Origin of the sequence: Caulobacter sp. CCNWLW153 (genome assembly GCF_036889365.1) — a bacterium.
Taxonomy (GTDB): Bacteria; Pseudomonadota; Alphaproteobacteria; order Caulobacterales; family Caulobacteraceae; genus Caulobacter; species Caulobacter radicis.
Genome location: NZ_JBAKFV010000013.1, coordinates 99,528 through 121,520, shown reverse-complemented (window position 1 = coordinate 121,520; position 21,993 = coordinate 99,528). Strand labels below are relative to the sequence as shown.

The following is a 21,993-nucleotide window of genomic DNA, read 5'->3' as shown; positions in this document are numbered from 1 at the left end:
GCGGCCATGAGCACCGCCCTCCTCCCCGCCTTTGCAAAAGGCTTCGCCCTCTCCGCCGGCCTGATCGTCGCCATCGGCGCGCAGAACATGTTCGTCCTGCGCCAGGGGCTGAAGCGCGAGCACGTGGCGCCGATCGTGCTGTTCTGCGCCCTGGCCGACGCCGCGCTGATCATCGCCGGCGTCAACGGGCTGGGCGCGGTGCTGGCGCTGGTCCCGGGCCTGTCGCTGGCGCTGAGCCTGGGCGGCGCGGCGTTCCTGGCCTGGTACGGCGTGGGCGCGCTGCGGCGGGCGGCCAATCCCGAGGCGCTGGCCCTGGCCGACCAGCCGAGCATCACCCTGGGCGCGGCGCTGGCCGGCACGGCCGCCTTCACCTTCCTGAACCCGCACGTCTATATCGACACGGTGATGCTGATGGGCGCGGTCGGCGCCAGCCTACCCGTCGCCGAGCGGCCGCTGTTCATGGCCGGCGCGGCCCTGGCCAGCGTCTCCTGGTTCTCGGCCCTGGGCTTCGGCGCCCGCTTCCTCGTTCCGCTGTTCGCCCGCCCGACCGCCTGGCGCGCGCTCGACCTCGTCATCGGCGCGGTGATGCTGCTGCTGGCCGCCAGCCTGCTGGTCGCGGCGACGGGTCGGTAGGCTGGATCCGCCGTCCCTCCCCTGCCCTTCCTGATCCGCACTTCCCCGCGAGGGCGGGGACCCAAGCCGAGTCGGCGGCCCATTCACCGCCCGGCCCCATCCTGAAATCCAGCCTGGATCCCCGCCTTCGCGGGGATGCTCGGAAAAGAGCCGAGAACCCAATCAGAGAACTCTGCTTGACAGAGCTCCCTCACAGCATCACTCTGCACTACAGAGAGCTTTGAAGCTCCATGGAGGATGTGATGGTGCTGACCAAGAACGAAGCGGCCGCGGCGCTGGCCGACATTCAGGAGACCACCCGCCGGGGCGCCACCCTGCGCGGCTACCGCATCGGCGGGCCGATCCTGATGCTGTGGAGCGTGGTCTGGGCCCTGGGCTATCTCGGCATGGGCCTGCTGCCTTCGCACCAGTGGGGCTGGGTCTGGCTGGTGCTCGACACGATCGGCGCGATCGGCTCCATCCTGCTGGCCCGCCCTGCGGACAAGGCCACGCGGGCCGCCGGCATGAAAAGCCAGGGCAACTCCCTGAAGATGATGGGCGGCATGGCCGTGGCCATCGTCTTCGTGATGTCGACCTTCTACGTGCTGCGCCCCGCGGATCCGGCGGCCTACCTGGCCTTTCCCGGCCTGATGGTGGGGGCGATCTACGCGGCCGTCGGCGTCTTCGTGGCCGGGCGCTACCTGGGGATCGGCGCGGTGATGTTCGCGCTTACCCTGGTCGGCTTCTACGCCTTCCCCGAGATCCTCGCCTTCTGGATGGCCAGCGCCAGCGTGGCGCTGTTCGTCAGCGGCGTCTGGCTGGCGAGGGCCTGAGCATGGCCCAGGCCGACGACCTGATCCACCAACCCCTGCGCCTGAAGATCATGGCCGCCCTCTATGCCGAGCGCGACGGCGAGCCGCCCGAGTTCTCGCGCCTGAAGGCGATCACCCAGGCCACCGACGGCAATCTGGGCAGCCACCTGACCGCCCTGGAGAAGGCCGGCTATGTCGAGATCCTGAAGGACCACGTCGGCAAGCGTCCCCGGACCCGCGCCAAGGTGACGGCGGACGGCGCCAAGGCCTTCCGCGGCCACGTCGCCTACCTGCGGGAGCTGGTCGAGGGGATCGACTGACGCGCCCCTGGCGGGACTTCAGCTGCCCGCCGCGTCGCGGCTGTTGCCCGCCTCGCGCATGCTCTCCAGGAACTTCGCGACGCGCTCGGACTTGCAGACCTCGTGGCTCTTTCCCTTGGCCTCCAGGTCCACGCATTGGTGCGCGGCCGCCATCGGCGGGATCATGTCGATCGGTTCGGCGCTGGCGTCGCCCCGGTCGACCGCCGCGCCGAGCTTCTTCAGGAAATTGAGTATTCCGCGACGGTTGGCGACCGCCTCGGGCTCCTGCCCTTCCGCGGGCGGCGCGGGCAGAGCGGCCAGCTGCTTGTCGACATCCAGCCGCGCCAGATCGGCCTTGGCCGCGTCGAACTCACCCAGCTCCCGGCGCGCATTGACCACCTTGGCCATCATGCCCAGCCACTGCAGGTCGTCGGGCTTGGCGGGCAAGGCCTCGGCGCCCGCGATGAACGCGCGCTGGTAACGCGCCTTGCGCGCGGGGTCCGCGTCGCTCTGCCAGCTGGCCTGAAGCACCAGCCACAGCGGATCGCCCTCGCCCTTCAGGGCGCGCTCGAGCCAGGCGGCGCGGTAGTAGCTGGTGTCCTCCTGGACCATCCGCCGATAGTCGTCGGAGGCGAGCAGAGCCGGCAGCGCCTTGAGCTCGGCCTTGGAGAACGACTTGTAAACGACAAGACCGTTGCCGGGGCAGGTCGGGATCGGGCGCGGGAATTCCCAGCTGCCATATGGCTTGCCGTCAGGCCGTTGGCCCCAGGTGCTGTAGGACATGGTGTCGGTGTAGACGAAGCTTTCGCCGCCGACGGGGCACTTCATCTTCACCGGATAGGGCGTGCCCGCATGGGCCGTGCCGGCTAGACCCGCCACGGCCGCGGCGACCGCGATCAACCAAGACTTCATGAATCCCCTCCCCACTCGGAGGGCGAGACTGGCGCCAAAATTGACGCGCGTAAATAGACAGTCCGCGCGCCAGGGCCGACTACATCAGCGAGCCCTTGCCGCTGGTAACTTCGGTGTAGCGGTGCACCCGCACGGCCTGGACGAGGCCAAAGCCGATCATCACCGTCATCATCACGGTGCCGCCGTAGGACAGCATCGGCATGGGCACGCCCACCACCGGCGCCAGGCCCATGACCATGGCCCCGTTGATCAGCACGTAGAGGGCGAAGGTCGCCGTCACGCCCGAGGCCGCCAGGCGTCCGAAGTGGCTGTGGCTGATCGAGGCGATGCGCAGGGCCATGAAGATGACCACGCCGTACAGCGCCAGCACCCACAGGCAGCCGACGAAGCCGAACTCCTCGGCCAGGGTGGCGAAGATGAAGTCGGTCTGCTTTTCCGGCAGGAAGTTCAGCTGGCTCTGCGAGCCGAGGCCGAAACCCTTGCCCAGCAGGCCGCCCGAGCCCAGGGCGATCTTCGACTGGTAGATGTGGTAGCCCGAGCCCGACTGGTCGGCCTCGGGGTTGAGGAAGGTCAGCACCCGCTTGCGCTGGTAGTCGTGCAGCACGAACAGCACGAAGGGCGGGATGGCCACCAGGGCCCCGATGACGCCGGTGGCGATCACCCGCCAGGACAGGCCGGCGAGCACGACGATGGCAAGGCCCGTCATGACGATCAGCATGGCGGTGCCGAGGTCCGGCTGGTGGGCGACCAGCAGCACCGGCGCGCCGATCATCGCCGCCGGGACCAGCAGCCGCCAGGAGAACCGGGCGCTGTCGGCCGACAGGCCGTGGTAGTAGCGGGCGAGCGCCAGCACCACGCCGATCTTCATGATCTCGGACGGCTGGAAGCGGAAGCCGCCGATCGACAGCCAGCGCTGGGCGCCCAGCGACACGTCGCCGACCACCTCCACCGCCACCAGCAGCAAGAGGCCCACGCCGTAGATCGGATAGGCCAGGGTGAACCACACCCGCAGGTCGACCATCGCCAGGATGATCATCATGATGAAGTAGAGGCCAAAGCGCAGCAGGTGCTTGTCGGCCCAGGGCTCCCACGAGGCGCCCGCGATCGAGAACAGCATCAAGGCCCCCGAGCCCGCGATCAGGCACAGGAGCAGGCAGAAGGTCCAGTCGATCTCCATGAACTTGATGATAGGCCGGTCGCGTTCGCCGGGCCGGGAGAGGCCGCCGCTGAGGGTCATATATGGCCTCCCTGGGGTGGCTGGCCGGTCGTCGGCGGGGTCGTCGCCTCGGGGGGCGGCGGAGCGCCCTCCTCCGGCTCGTCGGGCGCGGCGCCTTCGACGACGCCGTCGGCGGTCTCGACCGGGGCCTCGGGCAGAGGCATGGGACGCTCGATGCGGGCGCGGATCTCCGGATCCTTCAGCAGGGCCACGCGCATCACCTCGCGGGCGCGCGGGGCGCCGGCGGTGGCGCCGCCAAGGCCCCCGTGCTCGACCAGCACCGCCACGGCGTAGCGCGGGTCGTCATAGGGCGCGAAGGCCACGAACAGATTGTGGTCCTTGAGCTTCCACTGCACCGAGGCGCTGTTGCGGCTCTTGGCCTTGTCGTAGCTACGGACCTGGGCCGTGCCGGTCTTGCCGGCCATCTGCACGTCGCCCAGGCCCAGCTGGCTCTGGCGATAGGCCGTGCCGCGCACGTCGTTGGCCACGGCGGCCATGCCGCCGCGCACGTAGTCGAGGTGCTCCTTGGAGAACGGCATGTCGGGCACGTCGGCGCCGCTGGGCTGCTCGACGCCGCCGACCGACTTGATCAGGCGCGGGTTCAGGGCCTTGCGGCCGTTGGCCAGTCGCGCGGTCATCACCGCCAGTTGCAGGGCGTTGACGCTCAGCGCGCCCTGGCCGATGCCGTAGCTGGGGGTCTCGCCCGGAAACCAGATCTGGTTGGCCGGATTGCGCTTGAAGGCCCGCTTCTTCCACTCGCGGTCGGGGACGATGCCCTTCTTCTGGCCGGGAATGCCGATGTCGAAGATCTCGCCAAAGCCCATGCCGCGCGCGGCCGTGGCGATGGCGTCGGGGCCGATCTTCAGCGCCGTCTGGTAGAAATAGATGTCGCACGAGTTCTTGATGGCGTCGTGCATGTTCTGGGCGCCGTGGCCGCCCTTCTGCCAGCAGCGCCAGGTGCGGCCGCCGTAGTACCAGCTGCCGGGGCAGTTGATGCGGATGTTCGGATCGATGCCCGCGGCCAGGGCCGCCAGGCCCACCGTCGGCTTGAAGGTCGAGCCCGGCGGATAGGTGCCGGTCATCGCCTTGTCGAGCAGCGGCTTGCGCTCGTACTCCGACAGCGCCCGGTATTCGGCGCCCGACAGGCCCTTGACGAAGCGGTTGGCGTCGAAGCTGGGGGCCGAGACCATGGCCAGCAGGTCGCCGTTGCGGATGTCCATCACGACGATGGCGCCGCTTTCCTCGCCCATCACCTCGAGAGCGCGGTTCTGGATGTCGGCGTCGAGGGTGAGGCGCACTTCCTTGCCGGGCGTGGCGGGAATATCGCCGGCCGGGTCAAGGCTGACCACGCGGCCTTGCGCGTCGACCTCGGCCTTGATGGCGCCCGCCCTGCCCCGCAGGTCCAGATCGAAGGCCTTCTCCACGCCCTGGCGACCGATGCGGAAGCCGGGGTTGTGCAGCAGTTCCTGGTCCTGGGTCGGGTCCTTCCTGGCCGCCTCGACGTCGCGGTCGGAGACCTTGGCGACATAGCCGATGACGTGGGCGAAGGCGCCGCCGAACGGATAGACCCGCACCTCGCCCATGTCGGCGCTGATGTTGGGCAGCTCGGGCGCGCGGATGTTGATCCGGGAGAACTCCTCCCAGGTCATGTCCTCCATCACCACGACCGGCGCCTTGCGCGGGGCGTTGTTGATTTCCTTGAGGAGACGGGCGCGGCGCGTGCCGTCGATCGGCACCAGGGTCGCCAGGTCGTCGAGGGTGGCCTCGACGTCCATGCCCTTCTCCTTGATCACCATCAGGCGGAAGTTGGGGCGGTTGGAGGCCAGGGCCACGCCGTTGCGGTCGAGGATCAGGCCGCGCGGCGGCGGCACCAGGCGGTAGTTGAACTGGTTGCCGGCCGAAAGCTTCTGGTAGCGCTGGGCTTCGACCAGCTGCAGCTGGGCCAGGCGCCCGGTCAGGGTCAGCAGGCCCGCGCCGGCCAGGCCGCCAAGCAGGAACGCGCGGCGGTGGAAGACCCCCTGCCGCTCGTTGACCTCGAAGAAGAAGATCGACGGTTCGCTCATCGCCTCACCGGAACCGCACGTCGGCGTCTTCGAAGCGATCGATCAGCCGGTGAGCGAACGGGAACAGCAGCGCCGTGGCCAGGAACTGCCAGAACACGGCCACCAGGCTGGGCATGGCCAGGCTGTCCATCATCGTGAACAGGAAGCCGGCGGTCATCGACAGCGCGCAGGCGCCGGCGTACCAGACCCACAGCATCGGCCGGCTCTGGCCGGTCAGCATGTTGCGCACCGCCAGCACCGACGCGTAGGCGACCAGCAGCGACAGGCCCCACAGGCCCGTGGGGCCGCCCCAGAAGGTGTCGAGGAACAGGCCCAGCAACAGCAGGGCGAACGGCGCCAGGATCGACGGGCGGATCACCGCCCAGGCGAAGGCCGGAACCATGGCGAAGACCGGCTCGGGCAGTTGCAGGCCCCACATGCGGATCGGGGCCGCGAACAGGATCGTCGCCAGGACCACGAACAGCATGGGGACGCCCAGCCAGCGCCCCGGATTGAGGGGCCGGGCGCCGGTCATTGCGGCGTCCTGGCCGGCGCGGTCGTCGCCGGGGTCGTGGTGGCGGGCCTCGTCGTCGCGGGCGGCCGGGTGGTCGCGGGCCTGGCGGCCGCCGGAGCGGGCGTGGTCGGCCGGGCCGCGGCGGGAGCCGCGCCCGTAGCAGCCGGAGCCGTCGTCGCCGGGGCGGCGGGCGGCGTGGCCGCCGGACGGGCCGGACCGAGGATCGACTGCTCGGGGTTCTCGGTGATCACCGGCGGCAGCACCTTGGCCGCCAGGGCCTGCTGGTCGGCCAGCTGGGCGAAGTCCTTGAACAGCAGGATGCGGATGTAGTCGATCGAGGCGCTGTCGGCGAACAGCACCACGCGCCAGCGGCCGTCGAGGCCCTTCACGGCCGCGCCCACCGGCAGGCCGCGCGGCACCACGCCGCCGTCGCCCGAGGTGACGACCCGGTCGCCGGCCTGGATCGGCTCGGAACCACGCAGGTATTCGAGCTTGGGATTGGGGCCGCCGTCGCCGGTCAGGATGGCGCGCGAATTGGTCCGGTCGATCATCACCGGCGTGCGCGAGGCGATGTCGGTCAGCAGCAGCACGCGGCTGGCGCCGGGCGCGACGCCGACGATGCGGCCGACGAGGCCGCGCTCGTTCATCACCGGATTGCCGACGACGACGCCCTTTTCCTTGCCGGCGTCGGCCAGGCGGGTGTTGGCGAAGGGGCCGCGACTGTCGGCCACCACGCGGGCGGCGACCATCGGGATCGGCGGATCGGTCTTCAGGCCCAGCAGCGACTTGTAGCGCTCGTTCTCGTCGACGAGGGCCAGGTACCTGTCGCGATAGGCCCGCATCTCCTTGAGCTCGGTCTTCAGCCGCGCGTTCTCGGAGCCGGCGAAGAAGTAGTTGCGCACCGCGTCGACGCCGACGCCGGTCCAACGGCCGGGCGCGGCGATGACGCCGCTGACCGGCTTGGACACCGTGTCGACCGTCTGGCGGGTGACGCCGTAGGCCTGCTGCTGCAGCGTCTCGCGCCGGTCGGCCAGGAGGAAGGCCACCGCGATCACGACCGCGACGATGAGCGCCACGGCCGCGGTCCAGGTGAGCGGCACTTTCAGGTCGCCGAGCGGACCTTCGCGAAAGGGCACGAACTGTTCTCCTGGCGCCCCCCGGCGCCGATGCGGATTGTACTAGGGCTTAGGCGAGGGTCGATTCCAGGACGCCCTTCATCCACTTGGGATGCTCGAGCACCTTGCCGCAGCCCAGGGCCACGCACGACAGCGGGTCGTCGGCCACGGTCACCGGCAGGCCGGTGTGGTCGCGGATCTCGGCGTCCAGGCCGCGCAGCAGCGCGCCGCCGCCGGTCAGCATGATGCCCTTGTCGGCGATGTCGCTGGCCAGTTCAGGCGGGGTGGCTTCCAGGGCCACCTTGACGGCTTCGACGATCTGCCCGACCGGTTCGGCCAGGGCGTCGGCGGCCTGCTTTTCCGAGATGCGGACTTCGCGCGGCACGCCCTGCATCAGGTCGCGGCCCTTGACGTCGATCGACAGGCCTTCACCGTCGGCCGGGGCGCGGGCGGTGCCGATTTCCTTCTTGATGCGCTCGGCGGTCGTTTCACCGATCAAGAGGTTATGGTGGCGACGCATGTAGCTGATGATCGCCTCGTCCATCTTGTCGCCGCCGACGCGGACCGAGCGGCTGTAGACGATGCCCGACAGCGACAGCACGGCCACCTCGGTGGTGCCGCCGCCGATGTCGACGACCATCGAACCGGTCGGCTCGTGGATCGGCAGGCCCGCGCCGATGGCGGCGGCCATCGGCTCGTCGATCAGGCCGACGCGGCGGGCGCCGGCGTTCAGGCAGCTGTCGTTGATGGCGCGGCGTTCCACGGCGGTGGCGCCCGACGGCACGCACACGATCACCTTCGGGTTCACGAAGCCCTTGCGGTTGTGAACCTTCCGGATGAAGTACTTGATCATCTCCTCGGCGACTTCGAAGTCGGCGATGACGCCGTCGCGCATAGGACGGATGGCTTCCATGTGGCCCGGGGTGCGGCCCAGCATCTGCTTGGCCTCGATGCCCACGGCGTGGACGACCTTGCGGCCGCCGACGTTGCGCAGCGCCACCACGGACGGCTCGTTCAGCACGATGCCCTTGCCCTTCTGGTAGATCAGGGTGTTGGCGGTGCCCAGGTCGATGGCGATGTCGTTCGAGATGACGCCGAAGAGGGAAGAGAACATCGAAAACCCTGACTGAGGGGTAGAAGGGGCGAGACGTCAAAAACCACGGTGAGACCGCGGTGCGGAGCCTATTCCGCCGAATGACCGGAGGAGCAGGCGAGAAAAAGGCTCCTACTGCAAATCAGGAAGAGGACAACATGATTCCCCGCGTACGCGGATCATCGTCCCTTCCCGCCTTGCGCCTTCTTGTGGCGACGGGAGCGCCGCCGCCGGGCCGCGCCGTCGTCCAACCACCGGAAGAGTGAGGGAGACGCCGCCCGTTTGCACCGCGAAAGCGTTGATTTCAAGGTCTATTCGCCAAGCCTTCTCACCTGTTTCAAACTCGTGTGCGAGCCGGCAGGGGGAACGCATAAAAGTGTCTATTTCTAGCCGAGCGCGGCCATGACGACTCCGACCGCCGTGACGAGGCCGGCGGCCATCTGAAACAGGCTCAACCGCTCGGCGAAAAGGCGTCTTCCGGCCAGGGCCGCCATGGGCATCTCGACGACGCCGACCGCCCTCACCGGCCCCACGGGGCTCAGCGCCATGGCCGTGAACCACAGGCCCGAGGCCGCAGCCCCGCAGAAGCCCGCGCCCAGCGACTTGCGCCAGGCGGCCAGCACGGCGACCACGGCGTCGGGATTGCGCGCCAGCAGGATCGAGGTCAGCACCGCCGACTGGATGGCCTGGACGACCATGACCGTGACGAAGGCCGAATAGGCCAGGTGGGCCGGATCGAAGGTCAGCGAGGCCTGGCGGAAGCAGTTGGCGCTCAGCGCGAACATCGCGCCCGATCCCAGCCCCGCCAGCACCGCGCCGCGCTTCAGGGTCACCGCCCCGCGCGGCCACGACAAAGCGGCCAGGCCCGCGGTGGCCACCAGGCCCCCGCCCCACTGCATGGCGGTGATCCTGTCGCCGAACAGCAGCGCGCCCCAGACCAGGGCGAACGGCAGGCCGCTCTGCTGCATGGCCGTGCCCAGGGCGAACGACGAGCGCTGCATGGCGACCAGCAGCGCGGCGGTGGCCGCCATCTGCAGGCCCGCGCCCGCGAAGGCGCCCAGCCAGAAGCGCATCGTCAGGTTCGCCTGCGGGTCCTTGGTGACCAGGAACGCGATCCCGGCGAAGACGATCGCGAACGGCAGGCCGAACAGGAACCGCACGAGGGTGGCGCCCCAAGGGCCCGCCCCGCCCATCACCGAGCGCTGCGCCGCGTTGCGGGCGACCTGCAGGGCCGCGGCGGCGATGGTGATGGGGATCCAGATCATGCCGCTCTTTTCGCCGCCACCAGCACGCCCGAGGCCCAGTCCATGCCGACGATCGCGAAGCGCGGATCGCCCGCCAGGCGCAGCACCAGGTCGTCGACCCGCGCCTGATGGCCCTCGGGCCAGTTCGGCTGGGGCGACATGTCGTCGACCACGTAGACGCCGCCGACCTGCAGCAGGCGCAGGGCGTCTTCCAGGCCCTCGTACTTGCCCGGCATGGCGTCGGCGAAGATCAGGTCGAAGCCGCCGTCGTTCTGGCCGGCCAGGTAGGCCGCGCCGTCCTCGGTGATGAAATCGACGCGCGGGTCCTCGCCCAGCACTTCACGCGCCACGGCCTGGACCTTGGGATCGTTGTCGACGGTCGCCAGGCGCGCGTCCTCGTCCATGCCGTCCAGCAGCCAGGCGGTGGCCGAGCCGGTGCCCGTACCCATCTCCAGCAGCGCCTTGCGGCCGACGGCGAGCGTGCGGAGCATTTCGCCGATGCGCGCCTCTGACGACATGTCGAAGCCGGCCTCGATGGTGCGCCTGGCGATCTCGTGCCAGCGGGGCGGCGAAGCAACGCTGTTTTCCAAGGTCGAACCCATCGATCGGCTCCTTATGCCGCCCTTACGCCGGCGGCGGGTTTACGAATGGCGCCCTGACGCGGGGCGGCGTCAGAACAGCGGGGTTGGCGCACATAAGCTGCGTTTCCTAACAAGGCGTTCACCATGTCTCTCCATCCGCTCCGTCAAGCCGCTCAGTTTCTGCTGGGCGTCCCGACCGACGGGATCGATCCGACGCTCGACCGTATGCTGGAACTGGCCCAGGCCACGCCGCTGTGCTTCGTGGCGGTGACCGGACCGGACGCGCCCGAGGCCATGGGACAACTGTGGCGGCGCGGCTACCAGCGCGTGGAAATCGCCCGCCGGGCGACCTGCGCGGCCGCCGACGAACGCAGCGACGTGCTGCTGGTCGTGGGCTGCCGCACGGCCGAAGACATGCGCGCGACCGCGGCCTCGACCCTGGGCCTGCTGCGCCCGGGCGGGGTGATGGTGATCGACGTCGGCGCCCTGGTGGACGCCGAGCAGCGCATCGCCCTGTGCGAAGGCCTGGCCCAACTGGGTCTCGACGTGCAGCCGCAGGCGCACCTCGCCGCCGAGATCCTGGCGACGCGTCGCTGGGGCTGGCGCAAGGCGGCCTGAACCACCCTTCCCCTACTCGTCCGCAACGCATCGCCCGGCTCGTCCGGGCGATGTCGTTTCAGGACTGGATCAGAAGCCGCTGGCGATGGCCGCCGGCGCGCTCTTTTCCTTGCGGGCGAAGAGGTTGTTGAGGGCGTTGACGTAGGCCTTGGCCGACGCGGTCAGGGTGTCGGTGTCGGCGGCCGCGCCGGTGGCGATGCGGCCGTCCTCTTCCAGGCGCACCGAGACCTGGGCCTGGGCGTCGGTGCCTTCGGTGACCGCGTGCACCTGGAACAGGCGCAGGGCGGCGCTGTGCGGCACGATCTTGTGGATGGCGTTGAACACCGCGTCGACCGGACCGTCGCCCGAGGCCTCGGCGCTCTTGGCCTGGCCGTCGACGTCCAGCGTCAGTTCGGCCGACTGGCCCTCGGTGCCGGCCACCACGCGCAGGTGCGAGACGCGGATCTTCTCCGAGCCGCGCGCCAGGGCGTCGTCGACCAGGGCGATGATGTCGTCGTCGTAGACGTGCTTCTTGCGGTCGGCCAGGTCCTTGAAGCGGCCGAAGGCCTCCTTCAGGGCGTTCTGGCCCAGCTCGTAGCCCAGGTCCTTCAGCTTGGCGCGGAAGGCGTGGCTGCCCGAGTGCTTGCCCATGACCAGGCTGGACGGCGCCTGGCCGACCGACTCCGGGGTCATGATCTCGTAGGTCTCGCGGTTCTTGAGCATGCCGTCCTGGTGGATGCCGCTCTCGTGCGCGAAGGCGTTCTTGCCGACGATGGCCTTGTTGTACTGCACCGGGAAGCCGGTGATGGCCGATACGTAGCGGCTGGCGCGGGTGATGTGGGTGGTGTCGATGCCGGTCTGGAAGGGCAGCTTGTCGCCGCGCACCTTCAGGGCCATCACCACCTCTTCCAGCGCGGCGTTGCCGGCGCGCTCGCCCAGGCCGTTGATCGCGCACTCGATCTGGCGAGCGCCGCCCTGCACGCCGGCCAGGCTGTTGGCCACGGCCAGGCCCAGGTCGTTGTGGCAGTGGGTCGAGAAGATCACCTTGTCGGCGCCCTCGACATTGTTGACCATCCAGTTGAACAGGTCGGCGTATTCCGACGGATAGGTGTAGCCGACGGTGTCGGGCAGGTTGATCGTCGTGGCGCCGGCCTTGATGGCGGTCTCGATGGCGCGGCGCAGGAACTGGCGGTCGCTGCGAGTGGCGTCCTCGGCCGACCACTCGACGTCGTCGCGCAGGTTGCGGGCGTGGGTCACCGAGCGGGCGATCACGTCGATGACGGCGTCCGGCTCCATCTGCAGCTTGTGCTTCATGTGCAGGTCGGAGGTGGCGATCACCACGTGGATGCGACCGCGCTGGGTGGGCTTCAGGGCCTCGGCGCAGCGGTCGATGTCGACCTGGTGGGCGCGGCACAGGCCGGCGATCGTGCTGTTCTTGACGATCTTGGCGATCTCGTTGACCGACTGGAAGTCGCCGTTCGAGGCGATCGGGAAGCCGGCCTCGATGATGTCGACCCCCATCTCCTCGAGGATCTTGGCCAGTTCCAGCTTCTCTTCCAGCGACATCGAGGCGCCGGGCGACTGCTCGCCGTCGCGCATGGTGGTGTCGAAGATGACGACGTTGTCGCGGCCCGACCCGATTTTGGAGTCAGCGGCGACGGGCGAGATGGGGGCGGTCATGGAGGTGTCTTTCGCGAGGTCCGGAGGGCTGAAGGGTGTTGTCCCCTGAGCGACCGGCCGCGACGATACGTACGCGCGGCTAGACGGACGCCCAGGGGCGGCTAAGCCCCAGCGCAAAGGGAAGAAGGTTGTCGCGTTCGCGGCACATGCCGGTTGTATTACCCAACCACGCCAAATCCAGCAAGCCGTTTGCTCACAAGGCAGTCAATTCGCCGCGACAGGGGCAATAATTGCCTCAAACCAGATTATTGGTCGGCTTGTTCTTCCTTGGCCTTCAGCCAATTGCGGGCGACCCAACCCGCGCCGATCCAGATCGCGGCCGCCACGACCAGCAGGATGACGTGCTGAACGCCCCCTCCCCGCATCGCCTGGACGATGGTGTTGCCGGCAAACGCGGTCAGGGCGATCTTCGGAATGATGCCGATGGCCGTGCCGGAGACGAAGTCGCGCACCCTCATCGGCGTGACGCCGGCGGCCATGTTGACGACGATGAACGGCGCGGACGGCACCAGGCGCACGATCAGGCTGGCCATGAAGCCGTTCTTGCCGATCAGCTTCATGAACTTGTGCACGCCGTCGCTGGGCAGGCTGGCCAGCATCTTGCCGCCGAACGACCGGCCGACCCAGAAGCCGACCATCGACGAGACCAGGGTGCCGATCCAGCTGTAGGCGAAGCCGGTCCACGGCCCGAAGGCCACCACCGCCGCGGCGATCAGCACGAACTGCGGCACGCCCACGAAGGCCAGGGCCGCGAAGGCGCCGACGGCCACCGGCAGGGCCCAGGGCCCGTGCGCCGCGCTCAGCCAGTGCTCGACCGTGGTCTCGCCGTCCAGGCCCAGCAACTGGGCGCCGAACAGGAAGACGATCCCCACCCCGCCGAACAGCACGAAGGAGACGGCCACCGCGCGCCAGGCGCGGGCGTCCATGTTGGTGAAGAAATCGATGAGACGGCGGATGATCACGGCCCCTGCCTCGCGCATGGCTATCGCCGGGTCAAGCGCCCCGATGGCGTCAAAAGCGTGGCCGCTGCGCATTCGCGGTCAAACTTCGCCGTTCAGGCGGGCGCCGGCGAGCGGATTCGCCCTTCACGACATTTACGTTGCGATAACGTCGTAGAGCGACGCTACTTATCCACAGGCCTGCAGGGGGACGCGGGCGCTTGGTGAGGAAACGTACGTGAAGACCTTGGCCGTCATCTCGCGCAAGGGGGGCGCGGGCAAAACCACTCTATCCGTCAATCTGGCGATCGCCGCCCACCTGGCCGGCTGCCGCACCGTGCTGGCCGACATCGATCCGCAGCGCTCGGCGTCGGACGTTCTGCGCGGACGCGAGGCCGACGGCCCGGCCCTGCTGGAAAGCAGCGCCGGCAAGCTGTTCCAGGCCCGCTACCACGCCGAGCACGAACGGCTGGACCTGATGCTGATCGACACGCCCGCCTCGCCCGAGGCCGACGTGGTCACCGCCATCAACACCGCCGACCTGTGCCTGCTGGTCTGCCGCCCGACCTTCCTCGACATCGCCGCCGTCGCCCGCTCGGCCGAGGCCGTGCGGCGCCTGGGCAAGAACGGCCTGATCGTCATCAACCAGGCGCCGGCCAAGCGCGGCGGGCAGGAACCGGCCAGCGTGGTCAAGGCCGCCGAGGCCCTGCGCTTCTGCGGCCTGCCGCTGGCGAGCGTCGGCCTGCGCGCGCGCGCGGCCTTCCAGCAGTCGATCGCCCACGGCCGCTCGGTGCTGGAATGGGAGCCCGCCGGGGCCGCCGCCCAGGAGATCAGCCGCCTGTGGGGCCAAGTCGCCGGCCATCTGGCCCTGCCGGTCGCCGCCCCGGCCGCCCGCGCCAGCTGAACCTTGCCCGGCCCGCCCGACGGCGGGCATGGTCGCGCCTCCCAAGAGTATCGGAGTCGCGCATGAACATCCTCGCCGTCTCGGGCAGCCTGCGGGCCGGCTCGTTCAACACCGCCCTCCTTCGCGCCGCGCAGGACCTGGCGCCCGAGGGCGTGTCGATCACCCCGTTCTCGCTGCGCGACCTGCCGTTCTTCGACCAGGACCTCGAGGCCGAGGGCGATCCCGCCGCCGTCGTCGCCTGGAAAGAAGCCGTGCGCGCCGCCGACGGCCTGCTGATCGCCTGTCCTGAATACAACGGCGGGATCACCGGCGTGCTGAAGAACGCCGTCGACTGGGCCTCGCGCGGCAAGCCCGCGCCCCTGGCCGGCAAGCTGTGCTGCCTGGTCGGCGCCTCGCCGGGGATCACCGGAACCGTCCGCGCCCAGGACGCCCTGCGCCTGTCCCTGCGCCGCGCCGGCGCCCGCACCGAACCGCAGGGCGACGTCCTGGTCGGCCAGGCCCACACCAAGATCGAGGACGGCGTGCTGACCGACGAGCGCACGATCGACGCCCTGCGCCGGCACCTGAAGGAATTCGCGGAGGCAGTGAGGGGTTGAGCCAAAATCCTCCCCCGCTGAGGGAGGTGGCCCGGAGGGCCGGAGGGGGAAGTCCCTCCGGATCCCCATTTTTCGTAAAATCCCCGCGAAAGCGGGGGCCTAGGCGTTTTATCGTCGAGCGCCGCGCGTTTCATAAAAAGCCTAGGCCCCCGCTTTCGCGGGGGTTTTACGGGATGTTGGTCGGGTTGATCCGACGGCCGCCCTCCCGCCCCTACTTCACCTGCGACGGGTCGTAGTTGGCCCCGAAGTCCAGCACGAACAGCGGACCCAGCACCACGGTCTGCTTGGCCGAGCCCAGGTGCAGCGACACGGCCGCCCCGCCCTTGTCGGCGTCCATCGTGGCGCGGCCGCTGACGGTGTAGATCTTCCAGTCGGGGCTATCGACCTTGATCGCCCCGCCCTCGACTATGCCGCCCCACGGCTCGGCCGACTGCTGCACGCGGACATTGGTCACGGTGGCGACCGGCGCGCCGCCGTCCATCGCCTCGGCCTTGGCCCAGAAGGCCACGGTGATGACGTCGCCCTTGGCGATCTTGCCGTTGACCGCCTGGCTGCCCGACACCCGCCAGGCCGCCGCCGGATCGGGCGTGGCGATCGCCACCCGCACCCCGCCGCCGCCGACCACGGCCTTGTCCTTGACGTAGGCGTTGGTCTGGCCGGAACCGTAGACGTTCCAGGCCGTCGACGGCTTGTTGATGGCGTACTTCATGATTCCCTCGTCGGCCGCCGTGGCGACCGGCGCGGACAGCGACAGGGCGAGCGCCGCGACGGCGGCTCCGAGAATCGTCTTCTTCATGTGGCTTCCCCCTTCCGAAAGGCATGATCTTGCTCGCCCGCGCGATGCGGACGAACGGCCGTCTCCTTCCCTGGGGGATTGTCGAAAATGCTCCGACCACGTCCCCCGACGCGGGGTTCCGTCGTGCGCGCGGCGGAACCTTGTTCTTCGATGGTAGCGGTAGCGCGGACGCCACAAACTGGCAAGAAGCAGCGCTTTGCAGCCCGTCCCGCGTTGCGCCGCGAGGGGGTCGGGCGTAAAGACCGCCGCAATCCTGAAACCGGTCCTTTCCAGGGGAGTCCAAGATAATGTCGCTCGAGTCCGCCGCACTGCGGCGCATCGCACCGTCGGCCACCATCGCCATCAGCGCCAAGGCGCGCGCGCTGAAAGCCGCCGGTCGTGACGTGATCGCCCTTTCGGCGGGCGAACCGGACTTCGACACCCCGGACAACATCAAGGACGCGGCCATCGCCGCCATCAAGGCCGGCAAGACCAAGTACACCGACCCCGACGGCATGCCCGAGCTGAAGGCGGCCATCTGCGCCAAGTTCAAGCGCGAGAACGGCCTGGACTACAAGCCGAGCCAGGTGCACGTCGCCCCGGGCGGCAAGCCGGTGATCTACAACGCCTTCGTCGCCACCCTGAACCCGGGCGACGAGGTCATCATCCCCGCGCCGTACTGGGTGTCGTACCCCGACATGACCCTGCTGGCCGGCGGTACGCCCGTGCCGGTGGAGACCACCGCCGAGAGCGGCTTCAAGATCACGCCGCAAGCCCTGGAAGCGGCGATCACGCCCAAGTCCAGGTGGCTGATCATCAACAGCCCGTCCAACCCCTCGGGCGGCGCCTACACCCGCGCCGAGCTGCAGGCCATCGCCGACGTGCTGCTCAAGCACCCGCACGTCTGGGTGCTGACCGACGACATGTACGAGCATCTGGTGTTCGACGACTTCGAGTTCACCACCATCGCCCAGGTCGAGCCCAAGCTCTATGACCGCACCCTGACGATGAACGGCGTCTCGAAGGGCTATTCGATGACCGGCTGGCGCATCGGCTACGCCGCGGGTCCCGAAGCGCTGATCAAGGCCATGGGCAAGATGATCAGCCAGACGACCTCGAATCCCTGCTCGATCAGCCAGTGGGCGGCGCTTGAGGCCCTCAACGGCCCGCAGGACTTCATCAAGCCGAACGCAAAGCTGTTCCAGGAACGCCGCGACCTCGTCGTGTCGATGCTGAACCAGGCCACCGGCCTGCACTGCCCGACCCCGGAAGGCGCCTTCTACGTCTACCCCTCGTGCGCCGGCCTGATCGGCAAGACCGCCCCGTCGGGCAAGGTCATCGAGAGCGACGAAGACTTCGCCGTCGAACTGCTGGAAACCGAGGGCGTGGCCGTGGTGCACGGCGCGGCCTTCGGCCTGTCGCCGTTCTTCCGCATCAGCTACGCCACCAGCAACGACGTGCTGGAAGACGCCTGCTCGCGCATCCAGCGCTTCTGCGCCAACGTGAAGTAGGCTTTCGGGCCCGTCCGGAAATGACGAAGCCGCGGTCCCGGGACCGCGGCTTTTTCATTGGCCGAGCGACGCCCTCAGTGCTTCTCGCGCCAACCGGCCTTGGCGTCTTCCTGGGTCATGCTCAGGTGCACCGCGTCGTCGTCGACATAGTCGACCCACGACAGCGGGATCATGTGGTGCTTGAGGCCCGAGCCCAGGTCGAGCTTGGTCAGTTCGATCTCCGTGCCGACCACGTGGTCGACCCGGCCGACATGCTTGCCGTCGGAACCGACCACCTCGAGATGCTCGCGGATCAGAGATGCATCCATCATCGGACATGTCCTCCCATCGTCGGCGCCTCCACCGCGCCGTCATGGGGCTTCAAACGGCTGTGGGCGACCATTGGTTTCCCGATTGCCGAGGCCCTTCGTTCGCCTTACGTTCACCGGCAAGACCGCGAGGCCAAGCGGTTCAAGGAGAAGCGCCATGCTCACCCTCTTCCACGCCCCGCGATCGCGCTCGACGCGCTTCCTCTGGCTGCTGGAGGAGCTGGGCGCGCCCTACCGCATCGAGAAGGTCGACATCTTCCGCAGCATGAGCGGAACGGGCGCGCGCGACCCGCGCAACCCCCACCCGCACGGCCAGGTGCCGGCCCTGCTCGACGAGGGCGTGCTGATCACCGAAAGCGCCGCCATCGCCCTCTACCTGACCGACAAGTTCCCGACCGCGGGCCTGGGGCCCATGATCAGCGACCCGCATCGCGGACCCTACCTGTCGTGGCTGGCCTATTACGCCGGGGTGCTGGAGCCGGCGGTGACCAATCTCTGGAAGCAGCGGCAGGACGACCAGGACAAGGCTCAGTACGCAGCCCTCGACGAGCGCCTGCGCACCACTCTGGAAAAGCAGCCCTGGCTGCTGGGCGAGCAGTTCTCGGCGGCCGACATCCTGTTCGTCAGCCTGTTGCAGTTCGCGCGCCAGATGCTGCCCGCCCACGCGGTCTATGACGACTGGCTGGCCCGCGCCAACGCCCGCCCCGCCCTCGCCCGGGCGTTCTCCAAGGACGACCTGTCTTGAGAAAAGCCGCCCTCGCCGCCGCCTTCCTGCTGAGCGCGGCCACGCCGGCGCTGGCCGGCCGCATCGACGCCGTGCTCAGCGACGACGCCCTGACCGTCACCGAGGACGGCAAGACGGTGCTGGTCTACCGCACCAAGCCGCTGGACCCGGCCAAAGAGCCGGGCCGCTCCAACTACGTCCATCCGCTGTACGCGCCGGACGGCACGGTGCTGACCGAGGACCGGCCCGCCGACCACCTGCACCAGCGCGGGGCCTTCTGGAGCTGGCACCAGGTGCTGGTCGACGGCAAGAGCATCGGCGACGGCTGGTTCATGCAGGGCCTCTCCTTCAACATCCACGACCGCAGCTTCGAGGGCGACGGCGCCGGGCGCGGCAAGCTGACGATCAAGGCCGACTGGCTGGTCAATTCCGGGCCCGAAGTGGTCTATGCGGCTGCCGAGACGACCTCGATCGTCGTCCACCCGCTGAAGGGCGGCGCGCGGCGGATCGAGTTCGACACCACCATCACCGCCCGCACCGACAGCCTGGCCCTGGGCGGCAGCAACGACGTCAAGGGCTATGGCGGCTTCTCGATCCGCCTGATCCGGCCCGACGCCCTGGTGTTCGGCTCGGACGGCAAGCAGGTCAAAGCCCAGAACGAACCGGTCGAGGCCGGCAAGGCCATGGGCTTCGCCTGGCCCGCGGCGCCCGGCGTCCCGGCCTGGACCGTGGGCCTGAGCTGCAAGGCCAACGGCAAGCCGGTCACCCGCTGGATCCTGCGCAACGAGCTTTCGATGCAGAACTGCGTCTTCCCCGGCCGCGCGCCTTATGTGATCAAGAAGGGTGAAAGCCTGCGCCTGCAGGAAACCCTCGTCATCCGCCCGGCCAGCAAGCGCCCGCCCGCCCCTGCTCCGGCCGCCAAGCCCAAGACCTGAACCAAGACCCGATCACCATGGCCGAGATCCTCAACCTCAACCACGCCCGCAAGGCCAAGGCCAAGACGGACGCCAAGCAGACCGCCGCCGAGAACCGCGCCCGTTTCGGCCGCACCAAGGCGGAAAAAACCCTCGACGCGGCTCGCGCCGAAAAGCTGTCGCGCGGGCTGGACGGCGCCAAGCGCGAGGAATGACCGAGCCTTTCCACCGCAGCCCCAGGGCGGAATCCTTCACCTCCGGCCAACGAAAGTGGGCGGAGGCGGCGATCTATGCCGGCGTGGTCGGCGCGCTGCTGGTGGGCTGTCATCTGTTCTGGAACTGGCTGATCCCGCTGGATCCAGCCTGGTCGCCGCCGCCCCGTGGGCAGACTCTGATCGCCAGCGGCGTCTTCGCCAGCAGCACCGACGCCTTCCAGCCGCGCGGCTATGACTTCGTAAGCCTTGGCGGCGGCCACCTGCGCCTGCGCTGCACGCCCTATGCCGACGCCTCGCCGACCATCCGGGACAACTGCCTGGCCGGGCGCGGTCGCCTTGGCGACTACGCGGGCCAACGCGTCAGCGTGCGATACTACGAACTGCCCGGCGCCTTCGGCGGCGAACCGGAACGCATCCTGCTGAGCGCCAACGCCGGGCGGCGCTGGATCCTTTCCCCCGAGGACCAGGCCGATCGGCTGGCCGCCGGCGCGGCGACCCAGCGACGTCTCGAGGTGTCTCCGCGCACCATGACATCGTTCACGGGCGCGATCATCCTCTCCGTGATCGCCGCCATGATCTTCGATGTGGTGCGTCGCAAGACGTCCCGCCCCGCTCCATCGACCGAATGACCCAGCAGCCCCGGTCTCCCTGGCCGTTCCAGGCCCTGGCGTTCCGCTTCGCGCCGGTGCTGGTCGCCGTCATCGCCTGGAACGCGATCTGGGATTGGGCGACACCGGTCGACCCGGCCTGGACGCCGCCGCCCCGCGAACGGACGATCCTGACCATCGGCGTCTTCAAGACCGCCACCAATACGCCTCGGGCCGACGGCTACGCGTTCGAGACGGTCGACGGACGCCGCCTGCGCCTGCGCTGTCGGCCGGCGGGCGCGGCCGCCGACGATTGCCTGAACGGCGGCGGAAAGATCGGCGACCATTCGGGCCGCTACGCCACGGTGCGTTACTACGAGCGGATCGAAAGCCGGGGCGCCGCGCCCAGGCTTGTGCTGCTCGGCGCCAAGTCTGGCTCGGACTGGCTGCTGCGCACCGACGACCAGAAAGCAAGACTGACCGCGTTGGGCCAGACCGAACGGCGGCGCAAGGCGCACTGGCGGACGGCGATCTCGGCCGCCGTGACCCTCCTGGCCGGCTTTATCGGCCTGGTGCTTTTCCGTCGCTTCCGGCGCTGAACGCCAGGCTCACCGCGGAACCAGGTAGCGCGCCCCCTTGGGCAGGCTGTCGCAGCAGCCGACCACCGGCGGAGGCGGGACCTCGCCCATCCGCTTCCAGGCGGCGATCAGGCGCTCGATCGCCCACACCCAGCCGAACGTGGTTTCCTTATGGGTCTTGTGGAATTCTTCCATGGCCGCATCTCCTGTTCCCCGGCGACACAGGGAAGATCGGCCTGATCGAGGCGCGCGACAAACGCGGTTCGTTGAGTTATGGATAAGCCAGACTTATGGCTGACATCCTTGCTTCATACTCCCTCGGCGCCATTCGCGTCTTCGAGGCGGCCGCCCGGCTGAAGAGCTTCACGCGCGCCGCCGACGAGCTGGGCGTCACCCAGGCCGCCGTCAGCTGGCAGGTGAAGACGCTGGAGCAACGGCTGGGCCAGCCGCTGTTCGTGCGCAAGGTGCGCGAGGTCGACCTGACCCCGGCCGGCGAGCGGCTGGCCCGCGCCGCCACCGAATCCATGGGCCTGCTGCGCGCGGCGCTGTCGGATCTGGTCGAGGCCGACCAGGGGGTGCTGGCGATCACCACCATGCAGAGCCTGGCCAACCACTGGCTGGCCGCGCGCCTGGGCGCCTTCCAGCTGGCCCATCCGATGATCGCCGTGCGGCTGGAGGGCAGCCACGTCCTACGCGACCTGGATCGCGGCGAGGCCGACCTGGGCCTGCGCGCCGGCGATGGCCAGTGGCCGGGCCTGGCCGCCCACTTCCTGATGCCCTTCGTCCAGACCGCCCTCTGCTCGCCCGAGTTCCTGGCGCGACATGGGCCGTTCGAGCGCCCCGCCGACCTGCTGAACGCCCCGCGCATCGGCGCCTCCCGCGAATGGGAGGTGTGGTTCCGCGCCGCCGGCGTCGCGCCGCCGCAGAACCCCGAGGCCCCGCGCCTGGCGGCCGACGCCCAGTCGATCGAAGTGGCCTCGGCCCTGGCCGGCCAAGGCCTGGCCGTGGGCTCGCCGATCTTCTTCGCCGCCGAGATCGCCTCGGGGCGCCTCGTGCAGCCGTTCGACATCGCGCCGCACTACGGCGGCGGCTATTGGCTGGTCTATCCGGAAGAGCGCAGACGCGTGCGCAAGATCGCCGCCTTCCGCGACTGGATCCTCGAGGCCGTGGCCGCCGACCCGTCCATCGCCCGCTACGCGGCGGCCGACGAGCGGGCCGGCTGAGCC

At 69.3% G+C, this 21,993-nt stretch carries 26 protein-coding genes; 13 read left to right on the top strand and 13 right to left on the bottom strand.

The window, feature by feature from the left end:
• The first annotated feature begins 6 nt into the window (after positions 1 to 6).
• The 3 genes from V6S85_RS19500 to V6S85_RS19490 all read left to right on the top strand — a co-directional run bounded on the left by V6S85_RS19500 (position 7) and on the right by V6S85_RS19490 (position 1,744).
• On the top strand, positions 7 to 633 hold the full coding sequence (locus tag V6S85_RS19500) for a LysE/ArgO family amino acid transporter (protein ID WP_334349967.1): 627 nt from the start codon (positions 7 to 9) through the stop codon (positions 631 to 633).
• 242 nt (positions 634 to 875) lie between these two features.
• A complete protein-coding gene (locus tag V6S85_RS19495; RefSeq protein ID WP_334349966.1) occupies positions 876 to 1,445 on the top strand; it encodes a hypothetical protein in 570 nt (189 codons plus the stop codon).
• 2 nt (positions 1,446 to 1,447) lie between these two features.
• Positions 1,448 to 1,744, top strand: coding sequence for a winged helix-turn-helix domain-containing protein (locus tag V6S85_RS19490; protein WP_334349965.1), 297 nt, complete (start codon positions 1,448 to 1,450; stop codon positions 1,742 to 1,744).
• Positions 1,745 to 1,762: 18 nt separating this feature from the next.
• Here V6S85_RS19490 and V6S85_RS19485 read toward each other — a convergent pair whose 3' ends face one another.
• From V6S85_RS19485 to V6S85_RS19450, 8 genes are all read right to left on the bottom strand, one after another.
• Positions 1,763 to 2,635 carry a hypothetical protein gene (locus tag V6S85_RS19485; RefSeq protein WP_334349964.1) on the bottom strand — a complete coding sequence of 291 codons (873 nt, stop codon included), beginning with the start codon at positions 2,633 to 2,635 and terminating at the stop codon, positions 1,763 to 1,765.
• Between the two features lie 79 nt (positions 2,636 to 2,714).
• Positions 2,715 to 3,872, bottom strand: a complete 1,158-nt coding sequence (gene rodA, locus V6S85_RS19480) for a rod shape-determining protein RodA (RefSeq protein ID WP_116567570.1) — start codon at positions 3,870 to 3,872, stop codon at positions 2,715 to 2,717.
• Entirely contained in the window at positions 3,869 to 5,914 is a 2,046-nt protein-coding gene (mrdA, locus tag V6S85_RS19475; RefSeq protein ID WP_116567573.1) for a penicillin-binding protein 2, read from the bottom strand. Before mrdA ends, rodA begins: the two co-directional genes overlap by 4 nt.
• A gap of 4 nt (positions 5,915 to 5,918) precedes the next feature.
• Complete coding sequence (locus tag V6S85_RS19470; protein ID WP_116567581.1) at positions 5,919 to 6,428, bottom strand: hypothetical protein; 510 nt, start codon at positions 6,426 to 6,428, stop codon at positions 5,919 to 5,921.
• Positions 6,425 to 7,543 (bottom strand): rod shape-determining protein MreC, encoded by a 1,119-nt coding sequence (gene mreC / locus V6S85_RS19465; protein WP_334349963.1) that lies wholly within the window; start codon positions 7,541 to 7,543, stop codon positions 6,425 to 6,427. The genes V6S85_RS19470 and mreC overlap by 4 nt, the downstream gene beginning before the upstream one ends.
• A 49-nt stretch (positions 7,544 to 7,592) precedes the next feature.
• The gene (locus tag V6S85_RS19460; protein ID WP_010919417.1) at positions 7,593 to 8,636 is read right to left on the bottom strand and encodes a rod shape-determining protein; all 1,044 of its coding nucleotides are present in this window, start codon (positions 8,634 to 8,636) and stop codon (positions 7,593 to 7,595) included.
• A 365-nt stretch (positions 8,637 to 9,001) separates the two neighbouring features.
• Positions 9,002 to 9,880 (bottom strand): DMT family transporter, encoded by an 879-nt coding sequence (locus V6S85_RS19455; RefSeq protein ID WP_334349962.1) that lies wholly within the window; start codon positions 9,878 to 9,880, stop codon positions 9,002 to 9,004.
• On the bottom strand, positions 9,877 to 10,461 hold the full coding sequence (locus tag V6S85_RS19450) for an O-methyltransferase (RefSeq protein WP_058348482.1): 585 nt from the start codon (positions 10,459 to 10,461) through the stop codon (positions 9,877 to 9,879). The genes V6S85_RS19455 and V6S85_RS19450 overlap by 4 nt, the downstream gene beginning before the upstream one ends.
• A gap of 123 nt (positions 10,462 to 10,584) precedes the next feature.
• On the opposite strand from V6S85_RS19450, the gene V6S85_RS19445 reads away from it, so the two are divergent.
• Positions 10,585 to 11,058, top strand: a complete 474-nt coding sequence (locus tag V6S85_RS19445; RefSeq protein ID WP_116567388.1) for a hypothetical protein — start codon at positions 10,585 to 10,587, stop codon at positions 11,056 to 11,058.
• Positions 11,059 to 11,127: 69 nt separating this feature from the next.
• On the opposite strand, the gene V6S85_RS19440 is transcribed toward V6S85_RS19445, so the two are convergent.
• Positions 11,128 to 12,717 (bottom strand): 2-isopropylmalate synthase, encoded by a 1,590-nt coding sequence (locus V6S85_RS19440; protein WP_116487558.1) that lies wholly within the window; start codon positions 12,715 to 12,717, stop codon positions 11,128 to 11,130.
• A 245-nt stretch (positions 12,718 to 12,962) separates the two neighbouring features.
• Positions 12,963 to 13,676 (bottom strand): TVP38/TMEM64 family protein, encoded by a 714-nt coding sequence (locus V6S85_RS19435; RefSeq protein WP_116567404.1) that lies wholly within the window; start codon positions 13,674 to 13,676, stop codon positions 12,963 to 12,965.
• A gap of 217 nt (positions 13,677 to 13,893) precedes the next feature.
• Here V6S85_RS19435 and V6S85_RS19430 point away from each other — a divergent pair, with 217 nt between their 5' ends.
• Positions 13,894 to 14,559: a ParA family protein gene (locus tag V6S85_RS19430; RefSeq protein WP_334349961.1), complete on the top strand. Its 666-nt coding sequence runs from the start codon at positions 13,894 to 13,896 to the stop codon at positions 14,557 to 14,559.
• A gap of 62 nt (positions 14,560 to 14,621) precedes the next feature.
• Positions 14,622 to 15,155 (top strand): NADPH-dependent FMN reductase, encoded by a 534-nt coding sequence (locus V6S85_RS19425; protein WP_116567384.1) that lies wholly within the window; start codon positions 14,622 to 14,624, stop codon positions 15,153 to 15,155.
• 211 nt (positions 15,156 to 15,366) lie between these two features.
• Here V6S85_RS19425 and V6S85_RS19420 read toward each other — a convergent pair whose 3' ends face one another.
• Complete coding sequence (locus V6S85_RS19420; RefSeq protein ID WP_334349960.1) at positions 15,367 to 15,951, bottom strand: hypothetical protein; 585 nt, start codon at positions 15,949 to 15,951, stop codon at positions 15,367 to 15,369.
• A 287-nt stretch (positions 15,952 to 16,238) separates the two neighbouring features.
• On the opposite strand from V6S85_RS19420, the gene V6S85_RS19415 reads away from it, so the two are divergent.
• Complete coding sequence (locus V6S85_RS19415) at positions 16,239 to 17,441, top strand: pyridoxal phosphate-dependent aminotransferase (protein ID WP_116567380.1); 1,203 nt, start codon at positions 16,239 to 16,241, stop codon at positions 17,439 to 17,441.
• Positions 17,442 to 17,515: 74 nt separating this feature from the next.
• On the opposite strand, the gene V6S85_RS19410 is transcribed toward V6S85_RS19415, so the two are convergent.
• Positions 17,516 to 17,752: a DUF2171 domain-containing protein gene (locus tag V6S85_RS19410; protein WP_334349959.1), complete on the bottom strand. Its 237-nt coding sequence runs from the start codon at positions 17,750 to 17,752 to the stop codon at positions 17,516 to 17,518.
• 154 nt (positions 17,753 to 17,906) lie between these two features.
• Here V6S85_RS19410 and V6S85_RS19405 point away from each other — a divergent pair, with 154 nt between their 5' ends.
• From V6S85_RS19405 to V6S85_RS19385, 5 genes are read left to right on the top strand one after another with little or no spacing between them, the layout of a single operon-like run.
• A complete protein-coding gene (locus V6S85_RS19405) occupies positions 17,907 to 18,494 on the top strand; it encodes a glutathione S-transferase family protein (RefSeq protein WP_116567377.1) in 588 nt (195 codons plus the stop codon).
• Positions 18,491 to 19,408, top strand: a complete 918-nt coding sequence (locus V6S85_RS19400; RefSeq protein ID WP_334349958.1) for a DUF6807 family protein — start codon at positions 18,491 to 18,493, stop codon at positions 19,406 to 19,408. Before V6S85_RS19405 ends, V6S85_RS19400 begins: the two co-directional genes overlap by 4 nt.
• Positions 19,409 to 19,425: 17 nt before the next feature.
• On the top strand, positions 19,426 to 19,602 hold the full coding sequence (locus tag V6S85_RS19395) for a DUF4169 family protein (RefSeq protein WP_116487550.1): 177 nt from the start codon (positions 19,426 to 19,428) through the stop codon (positions 19,600 to 19,602).
• Positions 19,599 to 20,231: a hypothetical protein gene (locus tag V6S85_RS19390; protein WP_334349957.1), complete on the top strand. Its 633-nt coding sequence runs from the start codon at positions 19,599 to 19,601 to the stop codon at positions 20,229 to 20,231. The genes V6S85_RS19395 and V6S85_RS19390 overlap by 4 nt, the downstream gene beginning before the upstream one ends.
• Positions 20,228 to 20,788, top strand: a complete 561-nt coding sequence (locus V6S85_RS19385; RefSeq protein WP_334349956.1) for a hypothetical protein — start codon at positions 20,228 to 20,230, stop codon at positions 20,786 to 20,788. The genes V6S85_RS19390 and V6S85_RS19385 overlap by 4 nt, the downstream gene beginning before the upstream one ends.
• 9 nt (positions 20,789 to 20,797) lie before the next feature.
• Here the strand turns inward: V6S85_RS19385 and V6S85_RS19380 are convergent, their stop codons facing one another.
• On the bottom strand, positions 20,798 to 20,962 hold the full coding sequence (locus tag V6S85_RS19380) for a hypothetical protein (RefSeq protein WP_165828818.1): 165 nt from the start codon (positions 20,960 to 20,962) through the stop codon (positions 20,798 to 20,800).
• Positions 20,963 to 21,057: 95 nt separating this feature from the next.
• Between V6S85_RS19380 and V6S85_RS19375 the strand changes: the two genes are divergently transcribed.
• Positions 21,058 to 21,990, top strand: a complete 933-nt coding sequence (locus tag V6S85_RS19375; RefSeq protein WP_116487547.1) for a LysR substrate-binding domain-containing protein — start codon at positions 21,058 to 21,060, stop codon at positions 21,988 to 21,990.
• Positions 21,991 to 21,993 lie beyond the last annotated feature (3 nt).